The 26253-nt window shown below is 43.0% G+C and carries 25 protein-coding genes and 1 pseudogene; 12 read left to right on the plus strand and 14 right to left on the minus strand.

Going from position 1 to position 26253, the window contains the following annotated elements:
• Positions 1–33 precede the first annotated feature (33 nt).
• Positions 34–669: a bifunctional 4-hydroxy-2-oxoglutarate aldolase/2-dehydro-3-deoxy-phosphogluconate aldolase gene (locus ACFQ0C_RS14645; protein WP_258212636.1), complete on the minus strand. Its 636-nt coding sequence runs from the start codon at positions 667–669 to the stop codon at positions 34–36.
• A gap of 194 nt (positions 670–863) precedes the next feature.
• Here ACFQ0C_RS14645 and ACFQ0C_RS14650 point away from each other — a divergent pair, with 194 nt between their 5' ends.
• On the plus strand, positions 864–1325 hold the full coding sequence (locus tag ACFQ0C_RS14650; RefSeq protein ID WP_379367851.1) for a DUF948 domain-containing protein: 462 nt from the start codon (positions 864–866) through the stop codon (positions 1323–1325).
• Positions 1326–1339: 14 nt separating this feature from the next.
• On the plus strand, positions 1340–1717 hold the full coding sequence (locus ACFQ0C_RS14655) for a YtxH domain-containing protein (protein WP_258212638.1): 378 nt from the start codon (positions 1340–1342) through the stop codon (positions 1715–1717).
• 87 nt (positions 1718–1804) lie between these two features.
• On the opposite strand, the gene ACFQ0C_RS14660 is transcribed toward ACFQ0C_RS14655, so the two are convergent.
• The 6 genes from ACFQ0C_RS14660 to ACFQ0C_RS14685 form a co-directional block, all read right to left on the minus strand.
• Entirely contained in the window at positions 1805–2944 is a 1140-nt protein-coding gene (locus tag ACFQ0C_RS14660) for a phosphodiester glycosidase family protein (protein ID WP_379367852.1), read from the minus strand.
• 93 nt (positions 2945–3037) lie between these two features.
• Entirely contained in the window at positions 3038–4846 is a 1809-nt protein-coding gene (locus ACFQ0C_RS14665) for an EAL domain-containing protein (RefSeq protein ID WP_379367853.1), read from the minus strand.
• A gap of 67 nt (positions 4847–4913) precedes the next feature.
• A complete protein-coding gene (locus tag ACFQ0C_RS14670) occupies positions 4914–5036 on the minus strand; it encodes a cyclic lactone autoinducer peptide (protein ID WP_258212640.1) in 123 nt (40 codons plus the stop codon).
• Positions 5033–5590 carry an accessory gene regulator B family protein gene (locus ACFQ0C_RS14675; protein ID WP_379367854.1) on the minus strand — a complete coding sequence of 186 codons (558 nt, stop codon included), beginning with the start codon at positions 5588–5590 and terminating at the stop codon, positions 5033–5035. Before ACFQ0C_RS14675 ends, ACFQ0C_RS14670 begins: the two co-directional genes overlap by 4 nt.
• Complete coding sequence (locus tag ACFQ0C_RS14680) at positions 5587–6279, minus strand: hypothetical protein (protein ID WP_379367855.1); 693 nt, start codon at positions 6277–6279, stop codon at positions 5587–5589. The genes ACFQ0C_RS14675 and ACFQ0C_RS14680 overlap by 4 nt, the downstream gene beginning before the upstream one ends.
• 188 nt (positions 6280–6467) lie before the next feature.
• Positions 6468–7124: a helix-turn-helix domain-containing protein gene (locus tag ACFQ0C_RS14685; RefSeq protein WP_379367856.1), complete on the minus strand. Its 657-nt coding sequence runs from the start codon at positions 7122–7124 to the stop codon at positions 6468–6470.
• A gap of 214 nt (positions 7125–7338) precedes the next feature.
• Between ACFQ0C_RS14685 and ACFQ0C_RS14690 the strand changes: the two genes are divergently transcribed.
• The 3 genes from ACFQ0C_RS14690 to ACFQ0C_RS14700 all read left to right on the plus strand — a co-directional run bounded on the left by ACFQ0C_RS14690 (position 7339) and on the right by ACFQ0C_RS14700 (position 11330).
• The gene (locus ACFQ0C_RS14690; protein ID WP_379367857.1) at positions 7339–7776 is read left to right on the plus strand and encodes a hypothetical protein; all 438 of its coding nucleotides are present in this window, start codon (positions 7339–7341) and stop codon (positions 7774–7776) included.
• 210 nt (positions 7777–7986) lie between these two features.
• Positions 7987–10026: a glycoside hydrolase family 15 protein gene (locus ACFQ0C_RS14695; RefSeq protein ID WP_379367858.1), complete on the plus strand. Its 2040-nt coding sequence runs from the start codon at positions 7987–7989 to the stop codon at positions 10024–10026.
• Positions 10023–11330 (plus strand): glucose 1-dehydrogenase, encoded by a 1308-nt coding sequence (locus ACFQ0C_RS14700; protein ID WP_379367859.1) that lies wholly within the window; start codon positions 10023–10025, stop codon positions 11328–11330. Before ACFQ0C_RS14695 ends, ACFQ0C_RS14700 begins: the two co-directional genes overlap by 4 nt.
• Before the next feature lie 257 nt (positions 11331–11587).
• Here ACFQ0C_RS14700 and ACFQ0C_RS14705 read toward each other — a convergent pair.
• The 4 genes and pseudogenes from ACFQ0C_RS14705 to ACFQ0C_RS14720 form a co-directional block, all read right to left on the minus strand.
• Positions 11588–12043: pseudogene (locus ACFQ0C_RS14705) on the minus strand (S-layer homology domain-containing protein); the annotation flags it as partial.
• A gap of 42 nt (positions 12044–12085) precedes the next feature.
• Positions 12086–12337: a hypothetical protein gene (locus tag ACFQ0C_RS14710; protein ID WP_379367860.1), complete on the minus strand. Its 252-nt coding sequence runs from the start codon at positions 12335–12337 to the stop codon at positions 12086–12088.
• Positions 12338–12514: 177 nt separating this feature from the next.
• Positions 12515–13030, minus strand: a complete 516-nt coding sequence (locus ACFQ0C_RS14715; protein ID WP_379367861.1) for a hypothetical protein — start codon at positions 13028–13030, stop codon at positions 12515–12517.
• A 187-nt stretch (positions 13031–13217) separates the two neighbouring features.
• Entirely contained in the window at positions 13218–14078 is an 861-nt protein-coding gene (locus tag ACFQ0C_RS14720; protein ID WP_379367862.1) for an AraC family transcriptional regulator, read from the minus strand.
• Positions 14079–15648: 1570 nt separating this feature from the next.
• Here ACFQ0C_RS14720 and melA point away from each other — a divergent pair.
• The 5 genes from melA (at position 15649) to ACFQ0C_RS14745 (ending at position 21101) form a co-directional block, all read left to right on the plus strand.
• Positions 15649–16947 (plus strand): alpha-glucosidase/alpha-galactosidase, encoded by a 1299-nt coding sequence (melA, locus tag ACFQ0C_RS14725; protein WP_258212650.1) that lies wholly within the window; start codon positions 15649–15651, stop codon positions 16945–16947.
• A 334-nt stretch (positions 16948–17281) separates the two neighbouring features.
• Complete coding sequence (locus ACFQ0C_RS14730) at positions 17282–18325, plus strand: delta-lactam-biosynthetic de-N-acetylase (protein WP_379367863.1); 1044 nt, start codon at positions 17282–17284, stop codon at positions 18323–18325.
• Positions 18326–18558: 233 nt separating this feature from the next.
• A complete protein-coding gene (gene racE, locus ACFQ0C_RS14735) occupies positions 18559–19368 on the plus strand; it encodes a glutamate racemase (protein ID WP_379367864.1) in 810 nt (269 codons plus the stop codon).
• Between the two features lie 174 nt (positions 19369–19542).
• A complete protein-coding gene (locus ACFQ0C_RS14740; protein WP_379367865.1) occupies positions 19543–20748 on the plus strand; it encodes a M14 family metallopeptidase in 1206 nt (401 codons plus the stop codon).
• A 116-nt stretch (positions 20749–20864) separates the two neighbouring features.
• Positions 20865–21101, plus strand: a complete 237-nt coding sequence (locus ACFQ0C_RS14745; protein WP_379367866.1) for a YkvA family protein — start codon at positions 20865–20867, stop codon at positions 21099–21101.
• 87 nt (positions 21102–21188) lie between these two features.
• Here ACFQ0C_RS14745 and ytvI read toward each other — a convergent pair whose 3' ends face one another.
• Together ytvI and ACFQ0C_RS14755 are read right to left on the minus strand one after the other, a co-directional pair.
• Entirely contained in the window at positions 21189–22268 is a 1080-nt protein-coding gene (gene ytvI, locus ACFQ0C_RS14750) for a sporulation integral membrane protein YtvI (RefSeq protein WP_379367867.1), read from the minus strand.
• Positions 22269–22294: 26 nt separating this feature from the next.
• Positions 22295–22666: a winged helix-turn-helix transcriptional regulator gene (locus ACFQ0C_RS14755; RefSeq protein WP_258212656.1), complete on the minus strand. Its 372-nt coding sequence runs from the start codon at positions 22664–22666 to the stop codon at positions 22295–22297.
• 177 nt (positions 22667–22843) lie between these two features.
• Between ACFQ0C_RS14755 and ACFQ0C_RS14760 the strand changes: the two genes are divergently transcribed.
• Positions 22844–23713 (plus strand): NAD-dependent epimerase/dehydratase family protein, encoded by an 870-nt coding sequence (locus ACFQ0C_RS14760; RefSeq protein WP_258212657.1) that lies wholly within the window; start codon positions 22844–22846, stop codon positions 23711–23713.
• A 71-nt stretch (positions 23714–23784) separates the two neighbouring features.
• Here ACFQ0C_RS14760 and ACFQ0C_RS14765 read toward each other — a convergent pair whose 3' ends face one another.
• Positions 23785–24696: a LysR substrate-binding domain-containing protein gene (locus tag ACFQ0C_RS14765; protein WP_379367868.1), complete on the minus strand. Its 912-nt coding sequence runs from the start codon at positions 24694–24696 to the stop codon at positions 23785–23787.
• Positions 24697–24833: 137 nt separating this feature from the next.
• Between ACFQ0C_RS14765 and thrC the strand changes: the two genes are divergently transcribed.
• Entirely contained in the window at positions 24834–26117 is a 1284-nt protein-coding gene (thrC, locus tag ACFQ0C_RS14770) for a threonine synthase (RefSeq protein ID WP_379367869.1), read from the plus strand.
• Positions 26118–26253 lie beyond the last annotated feature (136 nt).

Genomic DNA, 26253 nt, shown 5'->3' on the forward strand with positions numbered 1-26253 from the left:
TCCAGGGATAGACGCTCCATCTGTTGTATTTATTCAAACTCTTGCATTTGCCACTAGTCGTGATGCTTTATCTTTAACCCAACCGTAATTGCCGGCTGAGATCTCCTTCAGATTGACCAGAGATCCTCCGATTCCAACGCCGTGACATCCCGCTTGAATAAACTGCGCGATATTGTCCTCGCTAACTCCTCCTACAGCAACCATTGGGATATGGTTAAGAGGTCCTTGCAGCTCTTTTATGTATCCTATGCCGAGACTTGCGCCAGGGAAAATTTTTACCGCTGTTGCGCCGGCTTTCCAAGCCTTCACAATTTCGGTAGGAGTCATGGCACCAGGAAATATAGGAATTCCTTGCTCGGCCGCATAGCGAATCACATCTTCATCAATATTAGGCGTTACCAAATATGAAGCACCAGCTTCAATAGCCTTTTTCGTATCGTCTATATCAAGCACAGTTCCTGCGCCTACATACATCTGTTCCCCAAATTGCTCCTGCAGCTGTGCAATCATCTTAGTAGCGCCAGGAGTGTTTAAAGTAATTTCCATGACTCGAACGCCACCATCCAGCAATGCTTGAGCTACTCCGGTGATATGTTGTTCCTCCACACCACGTACAATAGCAATAATACGAGTTTGTTCAACTAGCTGTAAGCCTTGTTCCCGATTCATATATGCACCTCATCCCCAAGTTATAGATCTATTATGACATTCTTTTTGATCATTTCAAACAGTGACTCAACGATCTGACAAAAAAGTTAGGATAAATTCGGATAATCAGTGTCAAAATGAACACCTCCGACTTATAATGTACTATTCCATAGGCATTCGTCTAGGGCAGTTGCTTGTCGGGAGGGGGGAGGCACATGCTTTGGCAAATAGCAGTTCTTATTGTTTCGATAGCTGTAGTCGTTTTAATCGGATTTCTGATCCCAACGTTAATCGAGACTCGCAGGACCATCAAGGAGACTTATAGTACGCTCAGTCAGTTGCAAATGAAGCTCGAACAGACAGCGGTGGAATCGAAGCATTTGATCCAATTAACTCAACAGGTAGTAGAGGACGTACAAGAGAGAATCAAAGCTGCTAATGGTTTTGTAGAGGCAATGGAGCAGACAGGAGCAGCGGCCAGCCGTTTGTCCCAATCTGTAAAACTTGTTTCGCGTACTTTGTCGGATACAGTAACAGAGGCGAGCAGTACCCTTCATAGCAATAAAGATACGATGCGCGATATTTTAGAGCTTACTTCCATCAGCATGCAGCTATGGCAAAGGTGGCAGGACTCCAAATCCTCCAAAGCAAAAGCACAGACGAATGAACAACAATGAAGGAGATGAATGAAATGGCAGCGGATAAAAGAGGAAAAGATTTATTGATCGGAGCCGTTGTAGGTACATTATTAGGAGCTGTTACAGCGTTACTATTTGCCCCTAAATCGGGTCGTGAGCTGAGAGCTGATATCTCGGATGGAGTACACAATGTATCTGAGAAAACGCAGCAGGTAGCGGGGACAGTAGCTGACAAATCCAAGCAAATCGCTGGCACGATAAGTGATAAGACACAGCTTGCTGTACAAACGATCGGTCGCCAAACTTCAGAATGGGCGGGAAAAGCCAAGGAAACAGCTCTTTCTTGGAAAAACGGCAAGGCTGAGAACTTGGAATCCCTGGAAGCTCCAGTTGCCGCTACAGTTGTAGAAAGTGAAGAAAACGAAAAATAAGCTGGTTAACTTCATGAATAAAAGAAACAAGAAGCCTCCGGTTTTAGGAGGCTTCTTGTTTCTTTTGAAACGGATATTAACGACCTATTACCATTTGGAGGGGTCAATTTTACTAGGATCAAGCCCTTGCCAAATATTTCGGATATCCGCTGATTTGGGGTTATCGAATACGAGCCATGCCGTAGGCAAGAAACGTTCGCCGTACTCACTGGATGGACGGTTTATTATTTTATTATCATGCACTAGAACGGTAGAAGAACCTCCATCCAGATTTGCAGCTGTTACGGCTCCATGCTCCAGAAATATTTTTTGAATATCGAATAAGGTTGCGCCGATACTATGACCCGGTTTCCTGCCGTCTATGATTGCGAACATGATGGTGCCATCTTCCTTCTGTGCCATTGCTGTTCGAGGCGCGATACCCCAGCCGTCGGCCTGGTTCTTAATTTGACCGACGCCATTAACAATAAAGCGAGGTGCAAAGGTAACCGCTTCTTGAACACCCATCTGCAGAAGCTCCGTAGGCTTGTATTTGCCGGCAATCATACGTCCGTCTTTATCAATACCAACGATATGGTTCGCGGTATTCATCCCTCCATCATTATAAAAGATGGTGCCGCCTGATATTACAAGTCCGGTTGGTTGAAAGCCGTTGCCCATCCATTCCGGATCGACGAAACCTCCTGCGTTTACGCCTGCCTCCGCCCCAAGGCGTTTGACCATGGATGATACCTTTTCACCTTTTCCAGGCGCACCAGGAACTGCAATTCTTAGTTTCTTGGGGTCATTCACTATCATTAGATGTCCTTTGAAATTGGTGCCTGATATCGGCTCGATCTCTACTAATGGCTTTTTTTCAACTGGCTTAACTGAGTTGTCCGGCTTGCTTACATGGACTAGCTGCTGATCCTTGACCTCTGCGAAGTTATCGAACTGCTGCCAATAACGATTAACACGGCGTTCCAATTCTTCTTGCCCGATTAAGTATGCCGCCCAATGCCGATGCTGTGTTGTAATTAAAGTGTCAGCCATCAAGAAGCGGAGATTGGAACCGGAATTTGTCATAAAGAACCAAAAGCTGAATATCATTCCCATGAGTAGCAAAACACTTACCGTATACAAAAATAAGGTTAGAAGCGCAGATGATTTCTTTGTTTTTTTAGGTGATTGAGGTTTCGGTTTTGAACTGCCGCCAGTATTCGTATTCGGTGAAATTTGGGTTGCCATGAATTTTGTCCTTTCAAATGTCGGTAGCTTCAATGTTATAAACGTAAATAAGAGGAAAAAGTTTCAGTAAACCACTGGACTTTTTCCTCTTATTTACATTTGGTACAGCTGTTTGTTTTCTTTGATCATAAGTTCAAATTCATGAGCAGGCATCGGCTTGCTAAAAACATAGCCTTGTACCTCATCACAGCCTTGATTGATAAGGAAGTCCAACTGCTCTTGAGTTTCCACACCTTCAGCCAATGATTTAATTTTCAATTGACGGGACATAGCGATTAACGCTGTTACGATAGCTGCATTTTCTTCATCGACTGTCACATCGCGTATAAAGGATTGATCGATTTTTAAGGTGTGGACCCTAAAGCGTTTCAAATAACTAAACGAAGAGTAGCCTGTTCCAAAATCATCAATGGAGATTCGAACTCCAAGTGCTCTCAGCTTTTGCATGGTGTCTATAATATAAGAGATATTAGTCATGGCGACGTTCTCGGTTATTTCCAAGCAGAGAAGTTTAGGCTCCAAGCCGGTTTCCTCTAATGTCTTCTCTACAAGCTGAACAAATTGAGGCTGGTGAAATTGTATGGCGGAAATATTGACAGAGACACATAGGGGAGGATGCCCAATGTTCTGCCATTTTTTATTATTAAGACAGGATTGTTTTAGTACCCAATTACCAATTGGTATTATTAAACCGGTTTCCTCGGCAAGAGGGATGAACTCCGCAGGAGAGATCATGCCCCATTCAGGGTGAACCCAACGTATTAAAGATTCCATGCCATAAATTTTTCCATTGCTCAAATCTACAATTGGCTGATAAAATATGCGAAATTCGTCACGCTCCAGCGCTTTGCGAAGATGAATCTCCAAATTTAATCTATGCAAGGAACGTTTGTTCATTTCCGGTTGATAATAATGATACGAATTCCCACCTTTCTCTTTGGAGCGGTACATGGCAATGTCTGCGTTTTTCAGTAAGGTTTTCACGTCAGTACTATCATGGGGGTATAGACTTATTCCTATGCTCGCTGTTACGAAGAGCTCCTGATTTTCAATGATGAAAGGTTCCCTTAATAACTCAGGGATTCCTTTGGCGAATTGGGCAGCTTCATCAATATGTGCAATATCTGATAGCAATATGATAAATTCATCGCCGCCGAAGCGAGCTACGATATCTTTTTCCTTCACATAAATCTGAAGCTTCTGGGCTAATAGCTGCAGCAATTGGTCGCCAACATGATGGCCAAGAGTGTCGTTAATGACTTTGAAGCGATCAAGGTCGAAAAAAATAACGGCCATTTTACCACCGGTTTGTTCGGCATTTTCGAAGCTGGTTTTAAGCCTTTCATCAAAATGAAGGCGATTTGGTAAATTTGTCAATGAGTCGTGATAAGCCATATGAACAATTTTTTGTTCGGCACGTTTGCGTTCATTGACTGCACGAATAGTAGCATAGGATCGAAGAAGCTGTTCATCCTTCGTTTCACTAATAATTTTGGCAAACAGCTCGTCTTGTTCAGCTTGATCTTGTTGAGTGTTGCTAGGATCAGTAGTTTCCATTATTTGCATAACATTATAAATATGATCCTTATGTATTCGGGCAGCGGAAGCGGTTTTGGAATATTTGCGATCTTGTTTGTCGAGATAAACAATGCCTTTTTTAGAGTCATATTCACCGACATGGTTCATATTCACTAGGTTTGCGCTGTCCAGAAACCGGAATCCATCTTCAAATAACCATTCTTCCAAGTTATCAAATGAGAGATCCAGATAGTAGTGCTGGTCTTTTGTATGAATGACTATAGATCGGTCGCGGATTTGTTCGATTTTTATAACTTCGCTCGAATCAATAATAATAATCTCTGACCCTCTCTTGCCATCTCGAGTAACGGGAATTTTCTGCATAAAGACTCAGCTCCAAAGAGAAGGATTGGATCGGCTGCCAGGGGTAGGCTGGCAGCCGATTTTAGTATTATTTTTTCAACAATTCCAATGGTGTTTCAGGTCGATTATCCCACAAAGAATTAGTAGTTACAAATATTGCAGCGATAGTAACTAGAGCAGAGTTAGCAATGATGGCGAACCATTTTTTCATAGCGAAACCCTCCTTTCTAAATAGTGGATACTATTTTCAAACAGCTTTGTGGTGTGCAAAGCTTGTATGAAAAACGCAGTTGATAAAAGATCCATCTGAAAATAATAGTTAGAAAAAACGATAACAACAGAAATAAGCTTCAATAGAGGGTAATACTTTTTGTCTATTCGACTTACATCCTCTATGCCTTGAGGTGCTGTTTTTAATAGAATAAGTAAAGCTGCAGTATTTAATATAAAGCCTATGTAAAAAAAGTCGTATTCCAAATGGGAAGCTGTGATGAAAATAATAGATGATGCTATGCAGCAAGCTAATGATGAAGCTAGATGGGCTCCACCGCTAACAATACGTAGTAAGGTATAACACAATATGACTAATAAAGCTTTGGATAGGTGATTAGTAAAAGAAGAAATGAAAATAACTATAATAATAGTGAGGGTAACATTTATTAATAGGCTAAGAGCGTAAAATAAAACGGCTTGTGAAGCTGCTTGCGGATTGTTTTTTCTTATTGAGGAAGCAATTAATGTGGCCGATTTGTCGATGAAATTCATCGTTTCTTCAACCTTTCATGTTTATCATTAATCAATTTTTTATTATGCTTGTATGCTATCGAAATTCCTATTACACAGAAGATAGATAGAATAATTAGGATAAAGGAATGTATAGAGAAATTATTATAGGATAAGGAGGTTAATTGAATGATTAATATAAATACAACAATTACAGCAGATAAAGCAAAGTTATACTTTTTTATGGCTTGGTTCATTGTGAGTTTATTAGCCATAAACATAAAACCGAATTTTCTATATCTTATATAGATGGTCATAAGCGTTACAATTATTGCAGTGATCAGGAACACTGAACTTGAGTGGATGAAGTTAGTTCTTGCTACCGCTGCGTTTGTAAGATTCAACCAGGTTGCAGCCATCATAACAGCATATTCAATAATACCTGCTAGCATAAAGCCAATGATGGTTATAACTAATGAATAATAGAGAGGCAGACTAAAGAGAAGCGTTATCATGATCATTTCTGTTGAAAGCATGCTGAGGACTGCATAGTTTTTAAGCATAGCGATCTCTCGTAAATAAAAAGCTGTAATAGACATAGCAATTGAAATAGCTAATATCTTGGAGAAATGATACTTCAACGGAAAACGAAATATAGATAAAGCGAATGTAGTTACTGCAATCAACTCGATGGTTGAGAAAAAGAATTTGATTAACAAGGGAATCGACACGGTTTGTTCTCCTTATGTAAGATCATGTTGTCTTTGTGAATGAATTTAATGGAAAATATTTCAAAAACATTACTTTAGTAGACTACATTTTCAGTTTATATTAGATTTTTGTAATGTACAAGCAGAAAATTGTCGAATGAAGCGCTTGCAAATGGGTTAATTTCACAACATTAGGTGATTGTAACGGTTTAGTCTACCGAAGATAAGAGTGTTTGCAGGCTGTTTTTATTACCGAAAGTAAACTCAAGGTTGGTTCTATTGTTTTTGGCAATTTGGGGAAAAATCAATTCGTGGTATTTGCGTTGATAGGGCTCAGACATGGTAACAGACAGACCTGTTCCTTTTGAATCAAAATACAGCTTGCCGAGGTGTTCATCATAATTGCGTATTTGTTGAAAGCTTGCATAAACATCAGTATCTACCTTTTTAAAATCATGCTTGTCTATTAGCTCAAGAAACTGAATGAAATCTTTTAGTGAATCCATGTTCTTTTTTATCCTCGAATGTTGGTTTAAGCAATAAATCTCTTTCATTCCTATCTCGATATACAATACATCGGTCAAATCTACCTGAATAGTTGATAGAGATGATACGGAGACGTCTTGTTCCATTAAATGTCCCGCTTTTATCATAAGCTCCGTGTATGGGTAACCGTAAGCCCCCGAAAGCTTTTTTAAAGTGCCAGGCGAGGGGGTGATTTTTTCGTTCGTTGAACGATTTTTTTCCAATTCTAAATCGCGAATATAAGCGTGTGAAAGGCCGCATTTTTTGGCTGCTTCTCTTAATGACATATTACCTCGTAAACCTTCTAAAAATTGACCGAAATTTGGAATAGATTCCCCCAAAATTTTCACCTCTCTCTACATATATTGTATAGGACAAATTCGGTAAATGAAATAGGTTTGTAAAAAAAATGTAATGATTTTGTAACATAAAAATAGTGCAATGAGTTTCTAAAATATTATTAATATACGGATGTAAGCCTTGACGCAATGTTGTATAAATACTACATTTAATGAATAAAGACGGCCTACTACAACAAGAAGGGGGATCCTGTTGATGAGAGACAAGATCATGAACCGCTGGAGCACCTACGAGCCTTTTTATATACAATTCAATGGATTCAAAATTGCTGATATCGTCATAACCAGCCATGCCCTGTCACGCTGGACCGAAAGAATTGGAAATGATCAGAGCGGCATTGATTATATATGTTCGTATATTTGGGATGCTTTGAAAAATGAAAGAATTCAACCCTATTATGAGAACGAGAAAGATGTATACTTAATTGATGAGGATTTAGTCGTAGTTGCTGAGTTTATGATGCTGAAGGACGAAACCGACATAGCGGGAAATCCTTTATACAAAATGATTATAGTAACCTTTCTCGGGAAAATTTCCGAAGATATTCAGCTTCGCGATTTGAAAGCGTATTATTCCTGGTTAAGGCATTCGAGGCGGATGACGCTAGTCAAACATGGCAGAAAGCGCAAATAACAGCTACTAATTGAAGAAACTAACCGTAAGCACATGGGAGCAGCCAAAGTGCTTTTTTTGTGTTACAGGATAATAATGGAATTGACGGCTGTGGAGAAACTAATTGAACTGAGGCGAATAATTTGTTGGTATTTTCGGCAAAATTTAGTTGGAATGGTATTAACTCATGATGCAGATTTGCTATAAATACGATAAGGGAGGATTATGCAGATGGCACGTGATTTACCTCTTGGAAATGGAAAAGTATTAGTGAATTTCGATACGCAATATAATTTGCGGGATATTTATTTCCCTTACGTAGGTCAGGAAAATCAAGCAGCAGAGCATCTCTCGCATTTTGGTGTTTGGACTAATGAAGGTTTCTTCTGGATTGATCATCCCGAATATACCAAACAAGCCACTTACTTAAATGATTCGATGATTAGCCATGTGGAAGGAGCACACGAACGGTTAGGTTTGAAGATGCAAATACGGGATGGTGTGGATGCGCAAGAGAATGTGTTTCTTCGCAAGGTGAATATTACTAACTCCTGGGATAAGGAGCGAATCGTCAAGCTATATTTTCATTTGGATGTGGATTTATGCGGAAACGGTATTGGAAACACGATTTATTATGATCCCGATCTTCACTCGCTTGTCTATTATAAAGGGCATCGATATATGACCTTATCAAGTTGGACGAATGAGAAAAATATGCCGTATTGCAGCGGTTACGCTATTGGACAAAAAGGCTTCAATGGGCTTGAGGGCACATGGAGGGACGCCGAAGACGGTAAGCTGGGCTACAATCCGATAGCACAAGGGGCTGTTGATGGAACCATAGAGCTAACACTCACACTTCCGGCGAATGGTTCCAAGCAGGCATGGTTCTGGATTTGTTTTGGTACTGAGCTGAAACAGGTTCGCAAGCTGGAAAATAATGTTCGAGAGGCGACTCCACAAGCGCTTTTGCAACGAACATATAACTATTGGAAGGAGTGGTTGGTGCAGGATCAGCATGAATTAGATCTGCTGGAGCCGGAAATGGTTTCCTTCTATAAGAGAAGTCTCCTCATAATTAGGAGCAATATGGATAACCGCGGCGCAATTATTGCGGCTAACGACTCGGATATTTTGAAGTTTGCCAAGGATACTTATTCTTATATGTGGCCGCGTGACGGTGCTTTGATTGCACATGCATTGGACCGCTCGGGTTTTACAAAGCTAACGTCGCCCTTTTATCAATTTTGTAGACGAGCTATTACGGAAGATGGTTATTTGCAGCATAAATACAACCCGGACGGCTCGCCTGGGTCGAGCTGGCATCCGTGGGTGAATACGGCCGGGGAGAAGCAGCTGCCTATTCAAGAGGATGAGACAGCGCTTGTTATTTATACGTTATGGCATCATCACCAGCTAGCCAAATCAATGGATGACGCCAGAGAGGATTACGATAAACTGGTTATTCCTGCAGCGGATTTTATGATCAGGTACAGGGATGCCTCAAGCTTGCCGCTCCCATCGTACGACTTGTGGGAGGAGCGCTATGGGGTTCATGCCTTTACCGTCTCCAGTGTATATGCAGGTTTGCTAGCTGCGGCTAATTTTGCCGATTATTTTAAAGACGAGGCTCGGGCCATACATTATAGGGATACGGCAGCTAAGGTGAAGAGCGCTGTTGAGAAGCAGATGTATTCGGAGCAGGATAAACGCTTTGTACGATCTTTGTACTGGAACAGGGAAAAAAGCAAGTATGAGCAGGATTTGACTTTGGATGCAAGCCTTTATTCGCTATTTGATTTTGAGATGTTTGATGCGGAGGATCCTCGTATCACGGCAACAATGATGGCCATCCGAAATCAGCTATGGGTGCAAACTGAAGTGGGGGGGATCGCTCGCTACAGCGACGATTATTACCATCAAGTCACCAAGGATGTTGGTAAAGTGCCTGGTAATCCTTGGTTTATATGCACTCTGTGGTATGCGGAATGGGTGATTGCGGCTGCCAAAACGGAGGAGGGTTTGAAGGAAGCAGCGGACTTGATTCGTTGGACGATGAGCCATGCTCTTCCAAGCGGTGTACTGGCGGAGCAAGTTCATCCCTTTACAGGTAACCCCATGTCGGTCTCGCCTTTGACTTGGTCACATGCATCCTTTGTCAAAGTAGTTCAGGAGTATTTGTCTAAGCTGAAGATGCTTAAAAACAAAGGTGGCGGCAAAGAAGATGTCAGCGATGCCAAGCTTTTGGCGGGAGCTGGTGTTCAGCGATGAAGACGGTACGGTTGCGAGGGCTTCAAGCTGAAGCAGCTGCTGCGGAGACGAAAGCAGGATTAGACAGCCGTAGTGTAGATGGACAATCGGGTGCAAAGGCAGTTGGAAATAAATCAATAATGAAAACGGCTGGGAGTGGCCTTGCGGACCATGAGTCAAAAGTGAGGCTAGAGCTGAGCGAGATAGAGCAGCCGGTACGAAAACAGTCTGATGAAGTGCTGGTCCGTGTGCTGTGCATTGGCTTGGACGGCACGGATCGGGAATTGATGACCGAGAAGTATGGTATACCTCCAAAAGGTGAATCGGAATTGACCATTGGCCATGAATCTTTGGGTGTAGTTGAGGAAGCCGGAGAGGAAAGCGGTCTGATGCGAGGCGATCTGGTCTGTGCCCTGGTTAGACGTCCATGCAAGATTCCGGACTGTGTGAATTGTCGAAACGGTCATGCCGATTTTTGTGAGACCGGGCAGTATGTGGAGCGGGGAATTAAAGGCAGCCACGGTTTTTTATCCGAGTTCTATGTTGAGGAAGCCAGATATGTGATTAAAGTGCCAAACGAATGTTTGGCTTACGGTGTGCTGACAGAGCCTCAAAGCATAGTCGAGAAGGTGTGGGATCAAGCTCAACGCATTCAGCAGAGGCTGATCTGGCAGCCGAAAACTGCGTTTGTGCTGGGCTCAGGGCCGCTAGGCTTGCTGGCGGCCTTCACATGTCGGTGTCTGGGCCTGGACACCGTGGTCTGGTCCATGTCGCCGGCAGACGGGCCGGCGGCAGAGCTGGTTCGCGCCTGCGGGGCGGAGTACCGACAAGCAGGCGGCACGGGCAGCGCGGGGACAGGAGAAGCCGCTGAGTCACTCAGCGGCTTCCTGGAGCAGAGCGGCAAGCGCGCCGATCTGATCTTCGAATGCACGGGCTACAGCCCGCTGGCATTCGAGGGAATGACGGCATTGGGAGCGAATGGCGTGTTAGCGTTGCTGGGCGTTACGCCGGGGAACCGGAGCCTGCAGATTTCCGCGGATCGCATAAATCAAGAGCTGGTGCTGGAAAATAAATGTATTTTAGGATCTGTGAATGCATCACGTAAAGATTTTGAAACCGGCTTATACCGGCTTAAGCTAATGGAGGAGAAGTTTCCTGGGTTGCTGGATAGGCTTATGACGGATCGCCTAAGGCTGGAGGAAGTGCCGGACCTTGATTTTAAGGCAATCGGAATCAAAGCTGTTGTAGATGTTGTTCCTCGATCGGAATGGCAGAATCTGATCAATGCAAAGACGAACCCTGTTATCTACAGCTTCTCTGTATAAGGAGCTATAAAAGCGCAGAAACCAATCACTTGGCAGTGGACTGGATTTTGCGCTTTTTCACATTTTCAGCGTATAAGTGTTCAGCGAGCATGCTTTCATACAGCATAGGTAGACTTCTCTGTGGGAAAAACAATTGGAACTCTTTGCTATATTTTTGGAATCACTCCCCGCTCACTAGCGGAACGTCATTCCTTTGTCTACATTCGGTCCTACTCGATTACTTGGTAGACTTGAGCTTACCTATGGGCTCAAAGTGATTAGTTTTTGCCGTCCAGTACGTTTCGCAGCGCTTTTTCGATCTGATCCATCGGATCGTTCGAGTAGGAGGGAGCCACATACAGACCAGTTCCGGCTGCCGCCTGAACGGTTATCGCTTTATCGTCTTCAACTAGCTTGGAGAGCAGTGTCTTTTCGCTTCCTTTAAGTTTCGTGGTCAATGCATGGTAGGCTATGACAACCATCTCTCCTCTGTCAAAGCTGACTTCCTTAGCGTTCACCTTCTGAGCCTGCGATTCGGTAAGGAGACCGCTGATCACGCCTAATGAGATAGTCGTGTTAGGTTCTGCTTCAACATAGCCGAGTGCCCGCAGAATAAGTGCAGTTAGTTCCGCTCCGGTCATTGGCTGGTCAGGAGCATAATCATTTTCACTGATACCGTGCACATAGCCCTTGTTAAAGGCATAGGAAACATATGCTGCTGACCAATGGCTCTGGACATCTTGGAAGCCGGATTTCTCAGCGGCTTGTTCGGCCGCCTATTCGAGCCCAAATAGTCTCAAAAGCATGACCGCACCTTGGGCGCGAGTAAAGCTTTGCTCCAACTCGTAGCCATTATCGGTTCCTCGAAACAAATTAAGCTTCAGCAAGGTATCGGCCATTTGGATTTTGTCATCAGTGGAAGTAGACGCGCCTTTTGCGTTGCCTTCAATCGTGAAGGTGGACATTATGCTACAAAAGATCACCATGAGGACAAGCACATAGCATAGGAGTGCTTTTGGTTTCTTCATAAGATGACCTCCCATGTTATTTCACAGCGGTTTGGGTTCCGACATACCGAATCGAGGAGAGATCGACTTGCCATTTTTGCGAAAGAAGCTTTGTCCATAACAAATCAGTCGGCTTCTCTGACATACTGAACGTAATTAAGATCTCTTTCAAGTTCAAATATTCATCGAAGGAGCGGGTTAGATTGATAGTTTGGGCAGGACGCTGTAGTCTTTAATTACCTTGTTGCCCTCTAGCTTCTTGCCAATGTTGAAGTAAGTATTAATTGCTCTTAAGCGGGAATATTGGGAATCGTAGAAATCCCGTTTACCTCCACCTGCGAGTGACCGAGCCGAACTAATGCCGCCATCGATTTTAATGAATTCTTCTGTAAAGGCTGCTGCTCCGCTGCCGAGCTCCACCACCCCATATAAAACGCGGATTTCGTTTGCTGACACAGGCTGCGGCTTACCGTATACTGAATCAGATACGCTGCCATAAACATTTCCGGTAACTGGTTTGGCTATCGTCAATACATTGCTATTGTCTTCCACCGATCCGGAGGGACGCGCTGTAAATTCTAAAACGTACAGTACCTTCACCTGATCAAAAATATAAGTAATTGGAGTACTGGCTGGAGCGTCCTTTGCTTTTGCAGTATTTGATCCGAGGACGGTTAGTAGTAGTATAAAAAGGAATATTAACCCTTTTTTCACTTATCATCCCTCCTTAACCAAGATTAGCTTTTTTTGAGAAGGTGGTCAACCACAAATCTCCTATTGGCAGTGGCTTTATTGGCTTATTCTAAGTATGCGGACAATATTTTGTGGGCCGATTAATTTCTACTTGTACTAAAGGAGATGGTGGTTTGCATCTACTATGATTCCCCGGGAAATATTGCTGCTATTGTCTGCAATCATAAGGATTAGTAGTTTGATCCTGCCTATAGTCGGAAGGGGAGCGGCCGAACCATTTTCTGAATTGCTTGGAGAAATAAAGAGCGTCGCTAAACCCGACAGAAGAGGCAACTTGTTCAATGGTTAAAGTCTCCTGGAGCAGCAGCTTAGCACGTTCCATCCTTATTTTAAGTAAAAAATTCATGGGAGACATTCCAGTATGCTGCTTGAACATTTTGGAAAGATGGGTTCTGTGGTATCCAAGACTTTGAGCCATCTGTTCAATGGAAATAGGCTGGTGGTACTGCAGGGTAAGCCAACGGATCGCTTGCTCAACCTGCTGCTGTATACCCTGTGAATCTTCGACAGGCACATCGGCACTACTCCGCTTCTGAGCGTATTCGGCTAGAATAAGCCGCAAGTAACCTTGAGACTGCATATCGCAGTGAGACTGTCTTATGTGAAGCGTTTGTTCAAGCTGGAAGAACAATGCGTTCATTTTGCGATTAGGTTGAGTGGCATTTACAGGCTGATGCTGGGATAATCCTAATTTATGTAGATATTCATCAGCTCTTGTACCTTTGAATCCGACCCATCGGTAGCTCCAAGGATCTGTTTCATCGGAGACATAACTTACCAGCTCACCAGGAAATATAACAAAGCTGCCTCCCTTCTCCAAATGGTAGTCATGACCCATGCAACGGAAGGTTCCGCGACCTGAGACAACATAATGGATTAAATAGTAGTCCAGAACTTGCGGACCTACTTTATGAGAGGCCTTGGTTTGGGAGTTTCCACTGAACAGTATGGATAATTCACCTTTGCTTGGATGCGGATTGAAGGCAACGGAATGATGGGGCTCTATCACCAGGAACACCTCGAGTCGATATTTATTTATAAAATTAGACTTAAAAGTTTTCAGCGGAGCTGAAGAAGTCTGATATTGCAAGAAAAGCTATCGCTTAGACACGAATGTATCTTCCTCGAAAGGGCTTCGATCAGAAGCTTTTCTTATAATATCAGACGTTAAAAGTTTTCAGCGGAGCTGAAGAAGTCTGATATTGCAAGCAAAGCTACCGCTTAGACACGAATGTATCTTCCTCCGAAAGGGTTTCGATCAGAAGCTTTTCTTATAATATCAGACGTTAAAAGTTTTCAGTAGAGCTGAGGAAGTCTGATATTGCAAGCAAAGCTACAACTAAGACACGAGTGTATCTGAGTCGAAAGGCTTCGATTAGAAGCTTTTCTTATAATATCAGACGTTAAAAGTTTTCAGCGGAGCTGAAGAAGTCTGATATTGCAAGCAAAGCTACCGCTAAGACACGGAAGTATCTTCATCGAAAGGGCTTCGATCAGAGCTTTTCTTATAAATTTTGATATTGCAATAAAAATTGACGTATTGCACGAGTGTATCTGAGTCGAAAGGCTTCGAATAGAAGCTTTTCATAGTTGAATAGAAGTTTATATACAGGGCTTCGCTCTGATTTGACAAAAAAAGAAAACTTTAATTTCACCAAAGCACATGTTAGCTTCCTACTTGTTAGAAAAGTGGCTGCAAAAGTACGAATACAACTTCATCAGGACGTCGAGCTTGTAGTGAATGGTTTAACTGGAATTTCTGGAGCTAAATCTCCCGTTACATCCTCAGTGAGGCAACTTAACTGGAAAAACCCCTTCTATTTTAGGTAATATTAGGATAATTTTAAATAAATGAAGGAATTAGCGGGAGAATTTCCAGTTATTTGCGGAAAAAGCTCTCTTGGCCTAAGATTAACTGGAGAATTTCCATCTATTTATGGGTGAGCACCTATCGGTTCACTTTCGTCAAGTCTTGAATATGGTGCAAGATGCATCCCTATAGTGGCAAGACTAACTTCAATAAGAGTACGACTTTTTCAGCGACTGAAATCTCAGATTTCTACACCTGTCCCTTCACACACAAACGTAAATTGCACACGAAGGACGCAGCAAAGCGATTTTCTTATAATACTAATGTAGGAAGTATAAGCTTGAACCGGAGATTCACCTTTCTAATATTGCATGTATAGCCGCCTCTAGGACACGAATGTATTTTCGTAGAGAGGGCTTGGAATAGACGCTTTTCATATTGATAGCTACTTACCAGAGAACAACTACATATGTCTTAATCATTTACATCGTTAATAAGGTTCAAAGGAAGTGCATGATAACATAAGGACCATGTATACAAGATGATTTTCTGTGCTTAACGTAGACGGGTGCACTCATTCGTGATTATACTTGGCTCTATCGTCTTGTGCAACCTCGAAGTTGCCCCGATCAGCAGCGTTCCGGAAAAAAGCAAACAAACTACAATCGTCCATATAAAAGTGGTTTGTCTCCATATGATTACTTAAACATGAAGAGTATAGTCTAAGTAAGGTTAAAAATACATTTTAGATTATAGGGAGGCAAGGCGAATGTCAAAAATTACTTTCCTGGGTGCAGGCAGCACTGTATTTGCTAAAAATGTGTTAGGTGACTGCATGATGACGCCCGCACTGCAAGGTTTCGAATTGGCATTGTTTGATATCAATCCAGAACGTCTTAAAGACTCCGAAAATATGCTGAACAACTTAAAGCATTCAACTGGCAGCACTTGTGTGGTGAAAGCGTATTCGGATCGTAAAGAAGCACTTCGCGGAGCCAAATATGTGGTTAATGCGATTCAAGTGGGGGGCTACGACCCTTGTACCATTACGGATTTTGAAATTCCTAAGAAATATGGTTTGCGTCAAACGATAGCCGATACTTTGGGAATTGGCGGCATTTTCCGAAATCTTCGCACCATTCCGGTGATGCTGGATTTCGCCAAAGATATTCAAGAGGAATGTCCAGATGCTTGGTTCCTGAACTATACAAATCCAATGGCTGTATTGACCAATGCGATGACGACCTACGGGGGCGTGAAAACGGTTGGTCTGTGCCACAGTGTTCAATCCTGCATGCCGCATTTATTCAAATCTCTTGAAATGGAAACCGCAGGCATACAAACCAAAATAGCGGGTATTAATCATATGGCTTGGCTTCTAGAAGTAACGAAGGATGGCGTTGACTTGTATCCTGAAATCAAACGTCGTGCTCGCGAGAAGCAAAAAGAACAGCATAAGGATATGGTGCGATACGAAATGATGTTCCGTTTTGGCTACTACGTGACGGAATCCTCTGAGCATAATGCTGAGTATCACCCGTATTTTATTAAAAGAAATTATCCAGAGCTGATCGAGCGTTTCAACATTCCTTTGGACGAATATCCACGTCGTTGTGTACGCCAAATTGAGAAATGGGCATCCATGCGTGAAGAATTAGTAAACAATAAAAATTTGGAACATAAACGTTCTAATGAATATGCGTCCTTTATGTTTGAAGCCATGGAAACGAACAACCCGTTCAAAATTGGCGGCAATGTGATGAATACCGGTTTGATTACGAACCTTCCGAAGGAAGCTTGCGTAGAAGTGCCTTGCCTGGTAGATTCCAGCGGTATTACACCGACCTTTGTTGGCGATCTGCCTCCGCAGCTTGCTGCTTTGAACCGAACTAACATCAATACTCAGCTGTTGACGCTTGAAGCTGCAATTACCGGTAAGAAAGAGCATATTTATCATGCAGCTCTGCTTGATCCTCACACCGCGGCTGAGCTTTCAATTGATGATATCGTAGCTATGTGCGATGAATTAATTGAAGCGCATGGTGATTGGCTGCCTAAGTTCGTCTAAAATTTTACGATAATGCAAGCTCAAGAAGCTCCTGCTGGCGATCTCTGCCGACAGGAGCTTCTTTGATTTCAATAGTAGCATTGCAATTGCAGTGTATTGTTAGTCATCCATTAGCCGGATTGCAATTGGTGGTGCAGTGGCAGTCAGTCATTTATGAGTGAATTATCATTTTTGCAGTGCGATTATCATTGCCAGAACCTGCGCCTTTTGGTAAAATATATACGAACATCAATTCGTATTCGATAGACTGCCACGAAGTACCTTTACAATCGATGAATGGCTGGATTTAGCCACAGAATTGCTTAACGAATAACGAAACGGAGCTGTCAACGAGATGAAACCAACGACTCTAGCCAGACATATCGGTATGATCGCTTTTGTTGTCTGTTTGTCCGCTTTAGCGGCTTGCTCGGAATCTGCACCAACTAGTGGGAGTGCTAAGGAGAGCCAGTCACCATTGCCTGTTGAAACCAAGGCACCGGCACCGGATGCCTCCAAAGCAATGAAGCCTGAAGAAAGCAGCCCCGCCAAAGAACCTTCTCCAGCTGCTAATTCAACAGAGCCCGCACCAATCCCATTGAAGGAAGAAGCGACACAGCAAATCTCTAAGCAAGCAACTGCAACTAGCTCCACCTACAAAGGAGCTTCCGCAACGACAGGCAAAACCGCGGGACAAGCTGCCATTGCCAATGACCGTAAGGCCGTATCCTGGTATTACATGAAGCAGCCCAAGGGAAAGGTTCCTAACTTCCCGAATGAGACGAAGCAGTATACAGATAATATGAAGGCATTATGGGTGGGTACGGGTAAGAAGGTCTATTTGACTATAGATACCGGAGGTCCGCTTGGCGATATGGATTTGCTGGTTAAGTCTTTAAAGGATAATGATGCGAAAGCTAACTTTTTTATTGCAGGCTATAATGTGAAGAAAGCGCCTGATTTTGTCAGGACGCTGGTTAAGGATGGTCATTTGGTAGCCAACCATACAATGACACACACGGATATGAATCTGCAAACCGACGAGCAAGTGAAGAAGGAAATTGAAGATTATGAGAAACTATATAAAGAAGTAACCGGTAAAGACATCCAGCCTTATTTCCGATTTCCTTATGGACGCTACAACATGCATTTACTTAGTCTAGTATCGGATATGGGTTATAAATCGGTGTTTTGGTCAACGGCGATGAAAGATTGGGAGCCGCGGAAGAACGGAGCAGAGGATCCTTATAACGATATAATGAATAATCTGCATGATGGCAATATCATTCTGATGCATCAAGGATCTCCCGAAAATATTGAAGCTCTTGACCGTATTATCAAGGGAGTGCGTCAAGCAGGCTATGAATTTGCCTTGTTAACAGACATCCAGACTCCATAGAATTAAGAGTTGTTGCAAGATTAAATCAGTTATTACCGTCAATATAAGACAGTATGGCATGACAACCTTTTACTCCATCTGGTATGATAAAATGATGCTTCTTACTTGAACTAATGACAGGTACCTTTCTTTATCTACCATCATACTTTAATAATAGAGGCAGCAATAAAGTAATATGAACATTTGGAGTAGAAGCGTTTCATCAATTCACAGACAGAAGGAAGCGAATACTTGTGCAGCAAGCGATAGCCATACTGGATTCCGGAGTAGGTGGGCTCACTGTAGCCAAAGAAGTCATGAGGCAGCTTCCGCAGGAGAAGATTATTTATTTCGGTGATACGGCGCGTACTCCGTATGGTCCAAGATCTCCCCTAGAAGTGATACAATTTACACATCAAATTGTAGATTATTTGCTGCAGTTTCAACCCAAAATGATTGTTATCGCCTGTAATACAGCAACAGCGGTCGCTCTTGATGAAATACGAGCAAGACTGTCGATTCCTGTTGTCGGAGTTATTCATCCGGGTGCAAGAGCAGCAATAAAAACAACTCGAAACGGTATGATCGGAGTTATTGGTACGGAAGGTACGATCAGAAGCAGTGCTTACGAGCAGGCGCTGCGTCAGATTTCTCCTCAAATACAGGTCGTAAGCCAGTCGTGCCCGCAACTTGTACCATTGGTAGAGAAAGGGCTGTTTCGTACGGATGAAACCCAATTGGTAGTAGAGCAAACGCTTAGGAATTTAACCGATGTACCGATGGATTGTTTGATTCTCGGCTGCACTCATTACCCTTTTTTGACGGACGCGATTTCAAATGTTATGGGGCCTAATGTGACACTCATCAGCTCAGCAGATGAAACAGCACGGGAAATCAGTACAATCTTATATCATAAAGGGATGCTGGCTACTTCAAATTCGATTCCGGTTCATCAATTTTTTTGCAGCGGAGATCCATTTATGTTTAAGAAAATAGCGCAATCCTGGTTAAATGAAGAAACAAGAGTAACTCCGGTAGTTTGGCAAGTGCCTCACATTATATGAGAAGCTAAGCCAGGGGAACAAGATAAAGATTATCTCACGGACGATTTTGAAGGATATCCTTCAGATCGTCTGTTTTGCTTAAGATGAACGTTATTAGACAGGAATACGTCTGCATACATATAAGCTACCAGCAAGCTGCACAGTTATTGCAGTCAAGGAAGGGAGCTTATTTAGATGACTTGTCACTATGTAGTGCAAAGTGGAGATACGGTTTTTCGTATTGCCCGTCATCAAGGTACTAATGTAATAGCTTTATACAGCCTGAACCCGCAGCTAATGGAGCAATGTTACGTCTATCCTGGACAGGTGCTGCAAGTTCCGCCGCCAGCTGTATCTTTATATGTGATTCAAGCCGGGGATACCACTTTGTTCGAACTTGCTTGTCGACTAGCGATTTCGCTAGAGAGTTTGGTAGCGGCCAACCCTCAGGTTGATCCAGACGAATTGCCAATTGGTCAAACCATTGTTCTTCCACATAATAAAAAAACGTCTATTATTCAAACGAATAGTGAGTATGGTTACAAGGAGCTAATTGAGGATTTAGAGCTATTAAGCAAGAGGTATCCGTTTTTGCAGATGGGCTCCATAGGAAGCTCTGTGCTGGGTAGAAGCATTCCTGTAATTCGTTTGGGCAATGGGCCTAAACAACTTCATTATAACGGAGCCTTTCATGCAAATGAATGGATTACGACTTTGCTTCTCATGAAGTTCATAGAAGAGTATTCGGAAGCATATCGATCAGGTAATTTATTTCGGGGTAGAGATATACAAAAGCTTTTTGAACAATCTTCCTTATGGATTGTACCGATGGTTAACCCTGATGGAGTTGAACTCGTACATGTGGGTGCAATGCCGGACAACCCATACTATGAATTGCTATTGAAATGGAACTTTGGCTGCCTTGACTTCTCAGGCTGGAAGTCCAATATCCGCGGCGTCGATTTGAATGATCAGTTTCCTGCCGGCTGGGAGCGTGAGCGGGACCGTAGAGAAGTAGCAGGCCCGGGACCAAGGGATTACACAAGTACGGCTCCCCTCAGTGAGCCCGAGGCCAAAGCAATGGCTGACTTTACTAATGAGCACGACTTCAGGTTGGTGATTGCTTTTCATACGCAAGGGCAAGAGATTTATTGGAATTATGGAGACATGGAGCCTCCTGAAGCAGAGCAATTAGCCAAACGATTAGCCAAAGTGAGTCGATATCGTGCCGTGAAGCTGCAAGGAAGCGATGCGGGTTATAAAGATTGGTTTATTCAACAGTTTCGCCGGCCAGGTTTCACGGTTGAAGCAGGGTTTGGGGTAAATCCTCTGCCTTTAACACAGTTTCGCAGTATGTATGATGAGGTGATTGGAATCATGCTGGAAGGACTGGTCATATAAAGGTATAATAGAAATAGAGACAACAGCTTATGCTAATGAAGTTATTTTCACAACTACGAAACTCTAATCGGCAATACTCGTAAACTTAAATCATTGCACTCTAGGGGGTATTTTCCATGTGGAAACGATTGATCTCGTTCCGTTACTGGGGCCATGTGTTCCGCCGTATCGGACCTCTGTTATTTTCACCTAAAATACCCATTTGGGAAAAGCTGTTGTTTGCAGTGCCAGCCATTGTGTATTGTGTAATACCTGATGTTATGCCATTTATTCCAATAGATGATATTGCGGTAACCTTATTTCTGATGAATTTTTTTACATCGCGGGTGGAACGGAAGTATTTGCAGCCGTAATCTGTTATTCCATAATCAAATAGCAAAATAACCCATTCTAGGGAGAATGGGTTATTTGCCGTTTGATTAGACAAGCCGAATGCCAGATTACTCACCCTCCGGCCAACGAATCCACCGCTGAAGGTATCCTTGCTCATATAAGGCTTTTATAGTGATGATCAGTACAGGGGATAAAATCAATCCCGCTACTCCGAACAAGGAGAGTGAAATGATCATGAAGGAGAGCATGGTAAAAGCCGATACGCCTAAGGAATCTCCAGTAATTTTCGGTTCCATAATCTGTCGCACCAGAATAACAACTCCGAGCAAAACGGTTAACCAAATAGCTAGAGCAGTCTGTCCAACAACAAATAGGTAGACGATCCATGGTATAAACAATGTTGAAACGCCGAGCAGCGGAAGAACGTCGAATATAGCCGATAGCAAGGCAATGGAGAAGGAATTATTAACTCCGAGTATTAATAAAGCGATAAATATAACAGCGAAGGTTAAACTAATCAGCTTGGCTTGAGCTTTAATATATCCAACAATCCCTTTTAAAACGTTTTCTTTCAAAAAAGTATAGGCAGACTTAAACGTTTTTGGTGTTTTGTCTTTTGCTATCCGGTTCCAGGTGTCGATTTCGATACTTAGGAAGTAGGCTAAAATAATAGCAATTACGAAGTTAACAACAAACGTTGAGAAGCTGGTTAGTAAAGTAAAGGTGCCTGTCAAAAATGATACTGCAATCGCTGTTGCTTTTTGTGTGATTTGAGTCGTATATTCCGCTACCTTTTGGAGGATGTCATCAGGTAATGCATCCATCCTGTTATGGAACAGCGCTGTTTTAGAAATAAGCTGGTTCTGCAGAATGGCTGAATATTCCGGCAGCTTGTCTTGAAGATTCATGATTTGACTTGTGAAAATAACGCCGATTCCAGTCATGGCCCCAAGAATTACTAGAACGAATATAAAGGTCGAGATAGCGGAAGCCAGGCTTTTGACCATTCCTCTTTTATTCAGAAAGCGAGCTAGCGGTTCGATGATCAGGTAGATAACAAACGCTAGAAAAATCGGTGTAGCGATCCGATATAAGTAGCTGAACAACAGCATAAATAAATAAACTGTGAGCAGTAGTAAAGCGATATCAAAAACGGTTCTCCAATATTTCCTGTAAAATGCGATCATCCAAGCACCTCGTCAAAAGGGAGATATCAGGTCCATTTGGCGGACCAAAGCTTCATTTCTTTTAAAATCTGGTGAAGATCTTCCCCTTTGGGTGTTAAGGTATATTCTACGGTGACGGGGACGGTTGGGTAAGCGGTACGCTCAAGAACGCCCTGCTCCTCCAGGTGGCGAAGTGTTTCTGTAAGTGATTTGGGGCTGATGGCATTGATCTTTTTTTGCAGCACACCAAAGCGCTTGGTTCCGCCGAACAGCTCTCGGAGCACTAGAAAGGACCATTTGCCTCCGATCACATCCAAAGTTCTTTCAATGGAACAAGCAATATGTACGGGTTGTTTCGGTATGTAGTTTTGCTCTTCCATCTTCGTTTTTTTGCTGCTTTCATTTTCTAGCAATGACATTTTAGAATCATCCTTTCCTATAATAGATGATTACATACAGGTAACTAGATATATTTCCTGTAATAAGGTGATAATAAATTCACTACTTTCCATAGTAAAGAAGAAGCGATAAAATAGCAATAGTAGCCAGGAAGCAAATTAGTTAAGTTATATGGACAGAAAAGAGGCAGGTTAGTTATGGATCAAAAAAGGATCATAGTTACAGGTGGAAGCGGTAAGGCTGGAGTTTGGATAGTGAAGCATTTTGTTGAGCAGAACTATGAAGTTATCAACTTGGACTGGAAGCTCCCGGAGGAACCCATATGCCGGACCATTATTGTTGATTTGAATGATTTGGGACAGGTCCATAATGCACTTGCTCCATTCAGCGGACGCAATCGTCAGAAAGTGGAAGGCATCGTCCATTTTGCCGCTATTCCGCAAGCGTTTACACATCCTAATGATGTTTGTTTCCGTAATAATGTTATGAATACTTATAATATTTTAGAGGCGGCTGCAAACCTGGGGATCGAGAAAGTGGTTCTTGCATCTAGCGAATCGTCCTATGGAATTGTTTTTGCCAGCGAATTTTTCACTCCGCTTTACTTACCTATTGATGAGGCTCATCCACAGCTTCCGGAGGATAGCTACGGTTTATCCAAAGTGGTCAACGAGGTTACAGCTGAAGCCTTTCATCGTAGAACAGGGATGCAAGTTATATCGTTCCGATTGGGAAATATTCTAGTTCCGGAAAGCTATGCAGCCATTCGGGCTAACTTTGATGATACAGAAAGCAGGAAACGGATTCTTTGGTCTTATATCGATGCCCGGGATGTAGCTTCCGCTTGCCGTCTTGCTATTGAGAAGGAGGGGCTGGGGGCTAAGGCACTGATTCTTGCAGCGGACGATACCTCTTCGGACCGCACCAGCCAAGAACTGGTGGAGAAGTACCTTCCTCAGGTACAAGAGATTCGGATTCCGTTGGAGGGGCGTGCTGCGCTGCTATCCAATTCATTGGTGAAGGAGCTCCTGGGCTGGAAACAGCAATATTATTTTATGGAGCAATAGTTTCAGACTTAAAGATGCTGTTCGATTCCATAAATTGTTGAAAGGTTATAAGCCAAAGATCCGCCTTGAGCCTAGCTTGAGGCGGATCTTTGGCTTATATGCATTTGCTCTCGAATGAAATTCAGAAATTGAGCAGCCGCTGGAGTAAGGTCATCATCAATTCTCCGGCATACAGATAAGGGATTGGTTAGATGGACCCCCTCTACGTGAATTCGAGCGACTACACCTTGCCGGATGTAATCTTTCACCTCCAATGCGGAAAGGAAGTTGACGCCGTACCCCGCCATGACCGCGCGGATCGTTTCATTTAAACCGTTGAATTGTAAACCGACCACAGGTTGATTAACATTATGAAGTTTGCAAAGAGAAAACAGCTTTTCTCTAGTCGAGCTGCCCTCTTCACGTAGTATAAAAGGTTCTTTCATTATGTCTGATAACGATATGCTTTGTCCTGCGAGAGGGTGTACTGTCGATGCGATGAACCACAGCTCATCTTCCATCAGCTTTTCTTGAACCAGCCCTGCTGGAGCTTCTCTGCTTCCACCAATAACAGCAATATCTGCTTCATAATGAAGAAGCTTATCATAGGCTGTCCTCGAATTGGCTGTTGTCAGCATCATGTCGATTCCATTATTGGCCTGTTTAAAGGCTGCCATCCATCCAGGCAGAAGGTGATTGGCCGGTAGGTAAGTAGCACTGATGCACAGCATTCCAGATATCCCTTCACGATAATCTGTCATCTGACGGGATATCTCCTGCTCCATGGCAAACAGGCGGGCTGCGTACTTGTACAGGACTTGTCCTGCCTCACTTAAACGGCTGCTTCTGCCTTGAGGCAGCAATAGCACTAATCCGAGCTCCTGCTCTAAATTTCGTATTTGTGCGGTTACAGCGGGTTGGCTGATATGCAGCGCTTCGGCTGCTTTAGTAACCCCTCCCCGGGTGGCAGTTTCATAGAACAGCTTTAAAGCATGCAGGTTCAAATTCATTCGCCTCCTAATACATCAATATTATTTATGTTAATCAAGAAAAAATATATTAGTTTTATATAATAACATCTCTTATTGTATAAGGTAGAACAGTTCTTTAGCAACTTATACAAATAAGGCGGTGGGTTATTATGAGTTATTTTCATTGTATCGATTGCAACAAGCAGTATGAGCTGGAGGCGGTGAGAAACCCTTTTATATGTGAGTGCAAGGGACTACTAGAGGTTGTGCATGATTTTCGCAGCATTGACAGTGAGGGGCTGAAGAGGGAGTTTGATCGGAGATTGTCAGAGAGAATGACTATTTACTCAAGCGGTGTGTGGCGCTACAAAGAGTTGATTATGCCAGAGCTGCCCGATGCTTATATAACGACTAAATTTGAAGGGAATACAGGAATGTATGATTCCGATCGAGTTGCCCAATACACGGGTATTCGCAAGCTCATGCTCAAGGCACAAAGTGAGAATCCGAGCGGATCCTTTAAAGATAACGGGATGACAGCAGCGATTTCACATGGGCGCTCTGCGGGGTATACTCGGTTTACATGTACGTCGACTGGCAATACATCTTCCTCGTTAGCCATGTATGCGGCTATAGCCGGCTGCTCAGCATATGTATTTCTTCCTGAAAAAAACATTTCCTTGAACAAGGTACTTCAAACTTTAGCATATGGTGCTCATTTATTATCATTCGATGGAACCTATGACGACGGAATACGTTTTAGCGAAGCTAATAGTGAGCAACTGGGACTGTATGTATGCAATTCAATTAATCCCTTTCGCATTGAAGGGCAAAAAAGCATCATCTATGAAATAGCCCATCAGCTGCGCTGGAATCTTCCTGATTGGATCATCGTACCAGGCGGGGCGTTAAGCAATGCAACAGCATTAGGTAAAGGGCTGCAAGATCTGCATGAACTAGGCTTCATTGAAAAATTGCCGAGGGTAGCTGTTATTCAAGCTCATGGAGCCAATCCTTTTCATCGAATGGTAGTGAGGGGGGAATCAGAACTGATACCGGAGCTTAAGCCATACACTCGTGCTTCCGCAATGAATATTGGCAATCCTCCGAGCTGGAAGAAGGCGCTGCTTTATGCAGTGGGACAAACAAACGGAGTGACGGCCTCTGTTACGGATGAGGAGATCATGAATGCCAAGGCTGTAATCGATCAAAGCGGAATTGGCTGCGAGCCTGCTTCAGCTGCGTCGGTAGCAGGATTAAAAAAGCTTGTGGATGAGGGTGTGATAGATCGGGAAGCAACAGCCGTATGTCTTTTGACTGGTAATATGCTGAAGGACACCGATGCCATTCGGGAGTATCATCTCGATTCCAACACCGAAGGATGTTATACCAACAAGATACTTCCTGTGAAACTGGACTTAGAGTCAATACTAGGTCATATCCCTCATTCATAGTCTAAATTTGATCAATTAAGGTTGATTTCCTATTCGGGTTTCTTTATAATATCAGGAAGTATAAGTTTGAAGCGGGAGCTTCAGATTACTAATATTTCAAGGAAAACAACCTCTAATAATATAATTTAGGAGATGT

The sequence above is a fragment of the Paenibacillus sp. GCM10027630 genome (assembly GCF_042676305.1).
Taxonomy (GTDB): Bacteria; Bacillota; Bacilli; order Paenibacillales; family NBRC-103111; genus Paenibacillus_S.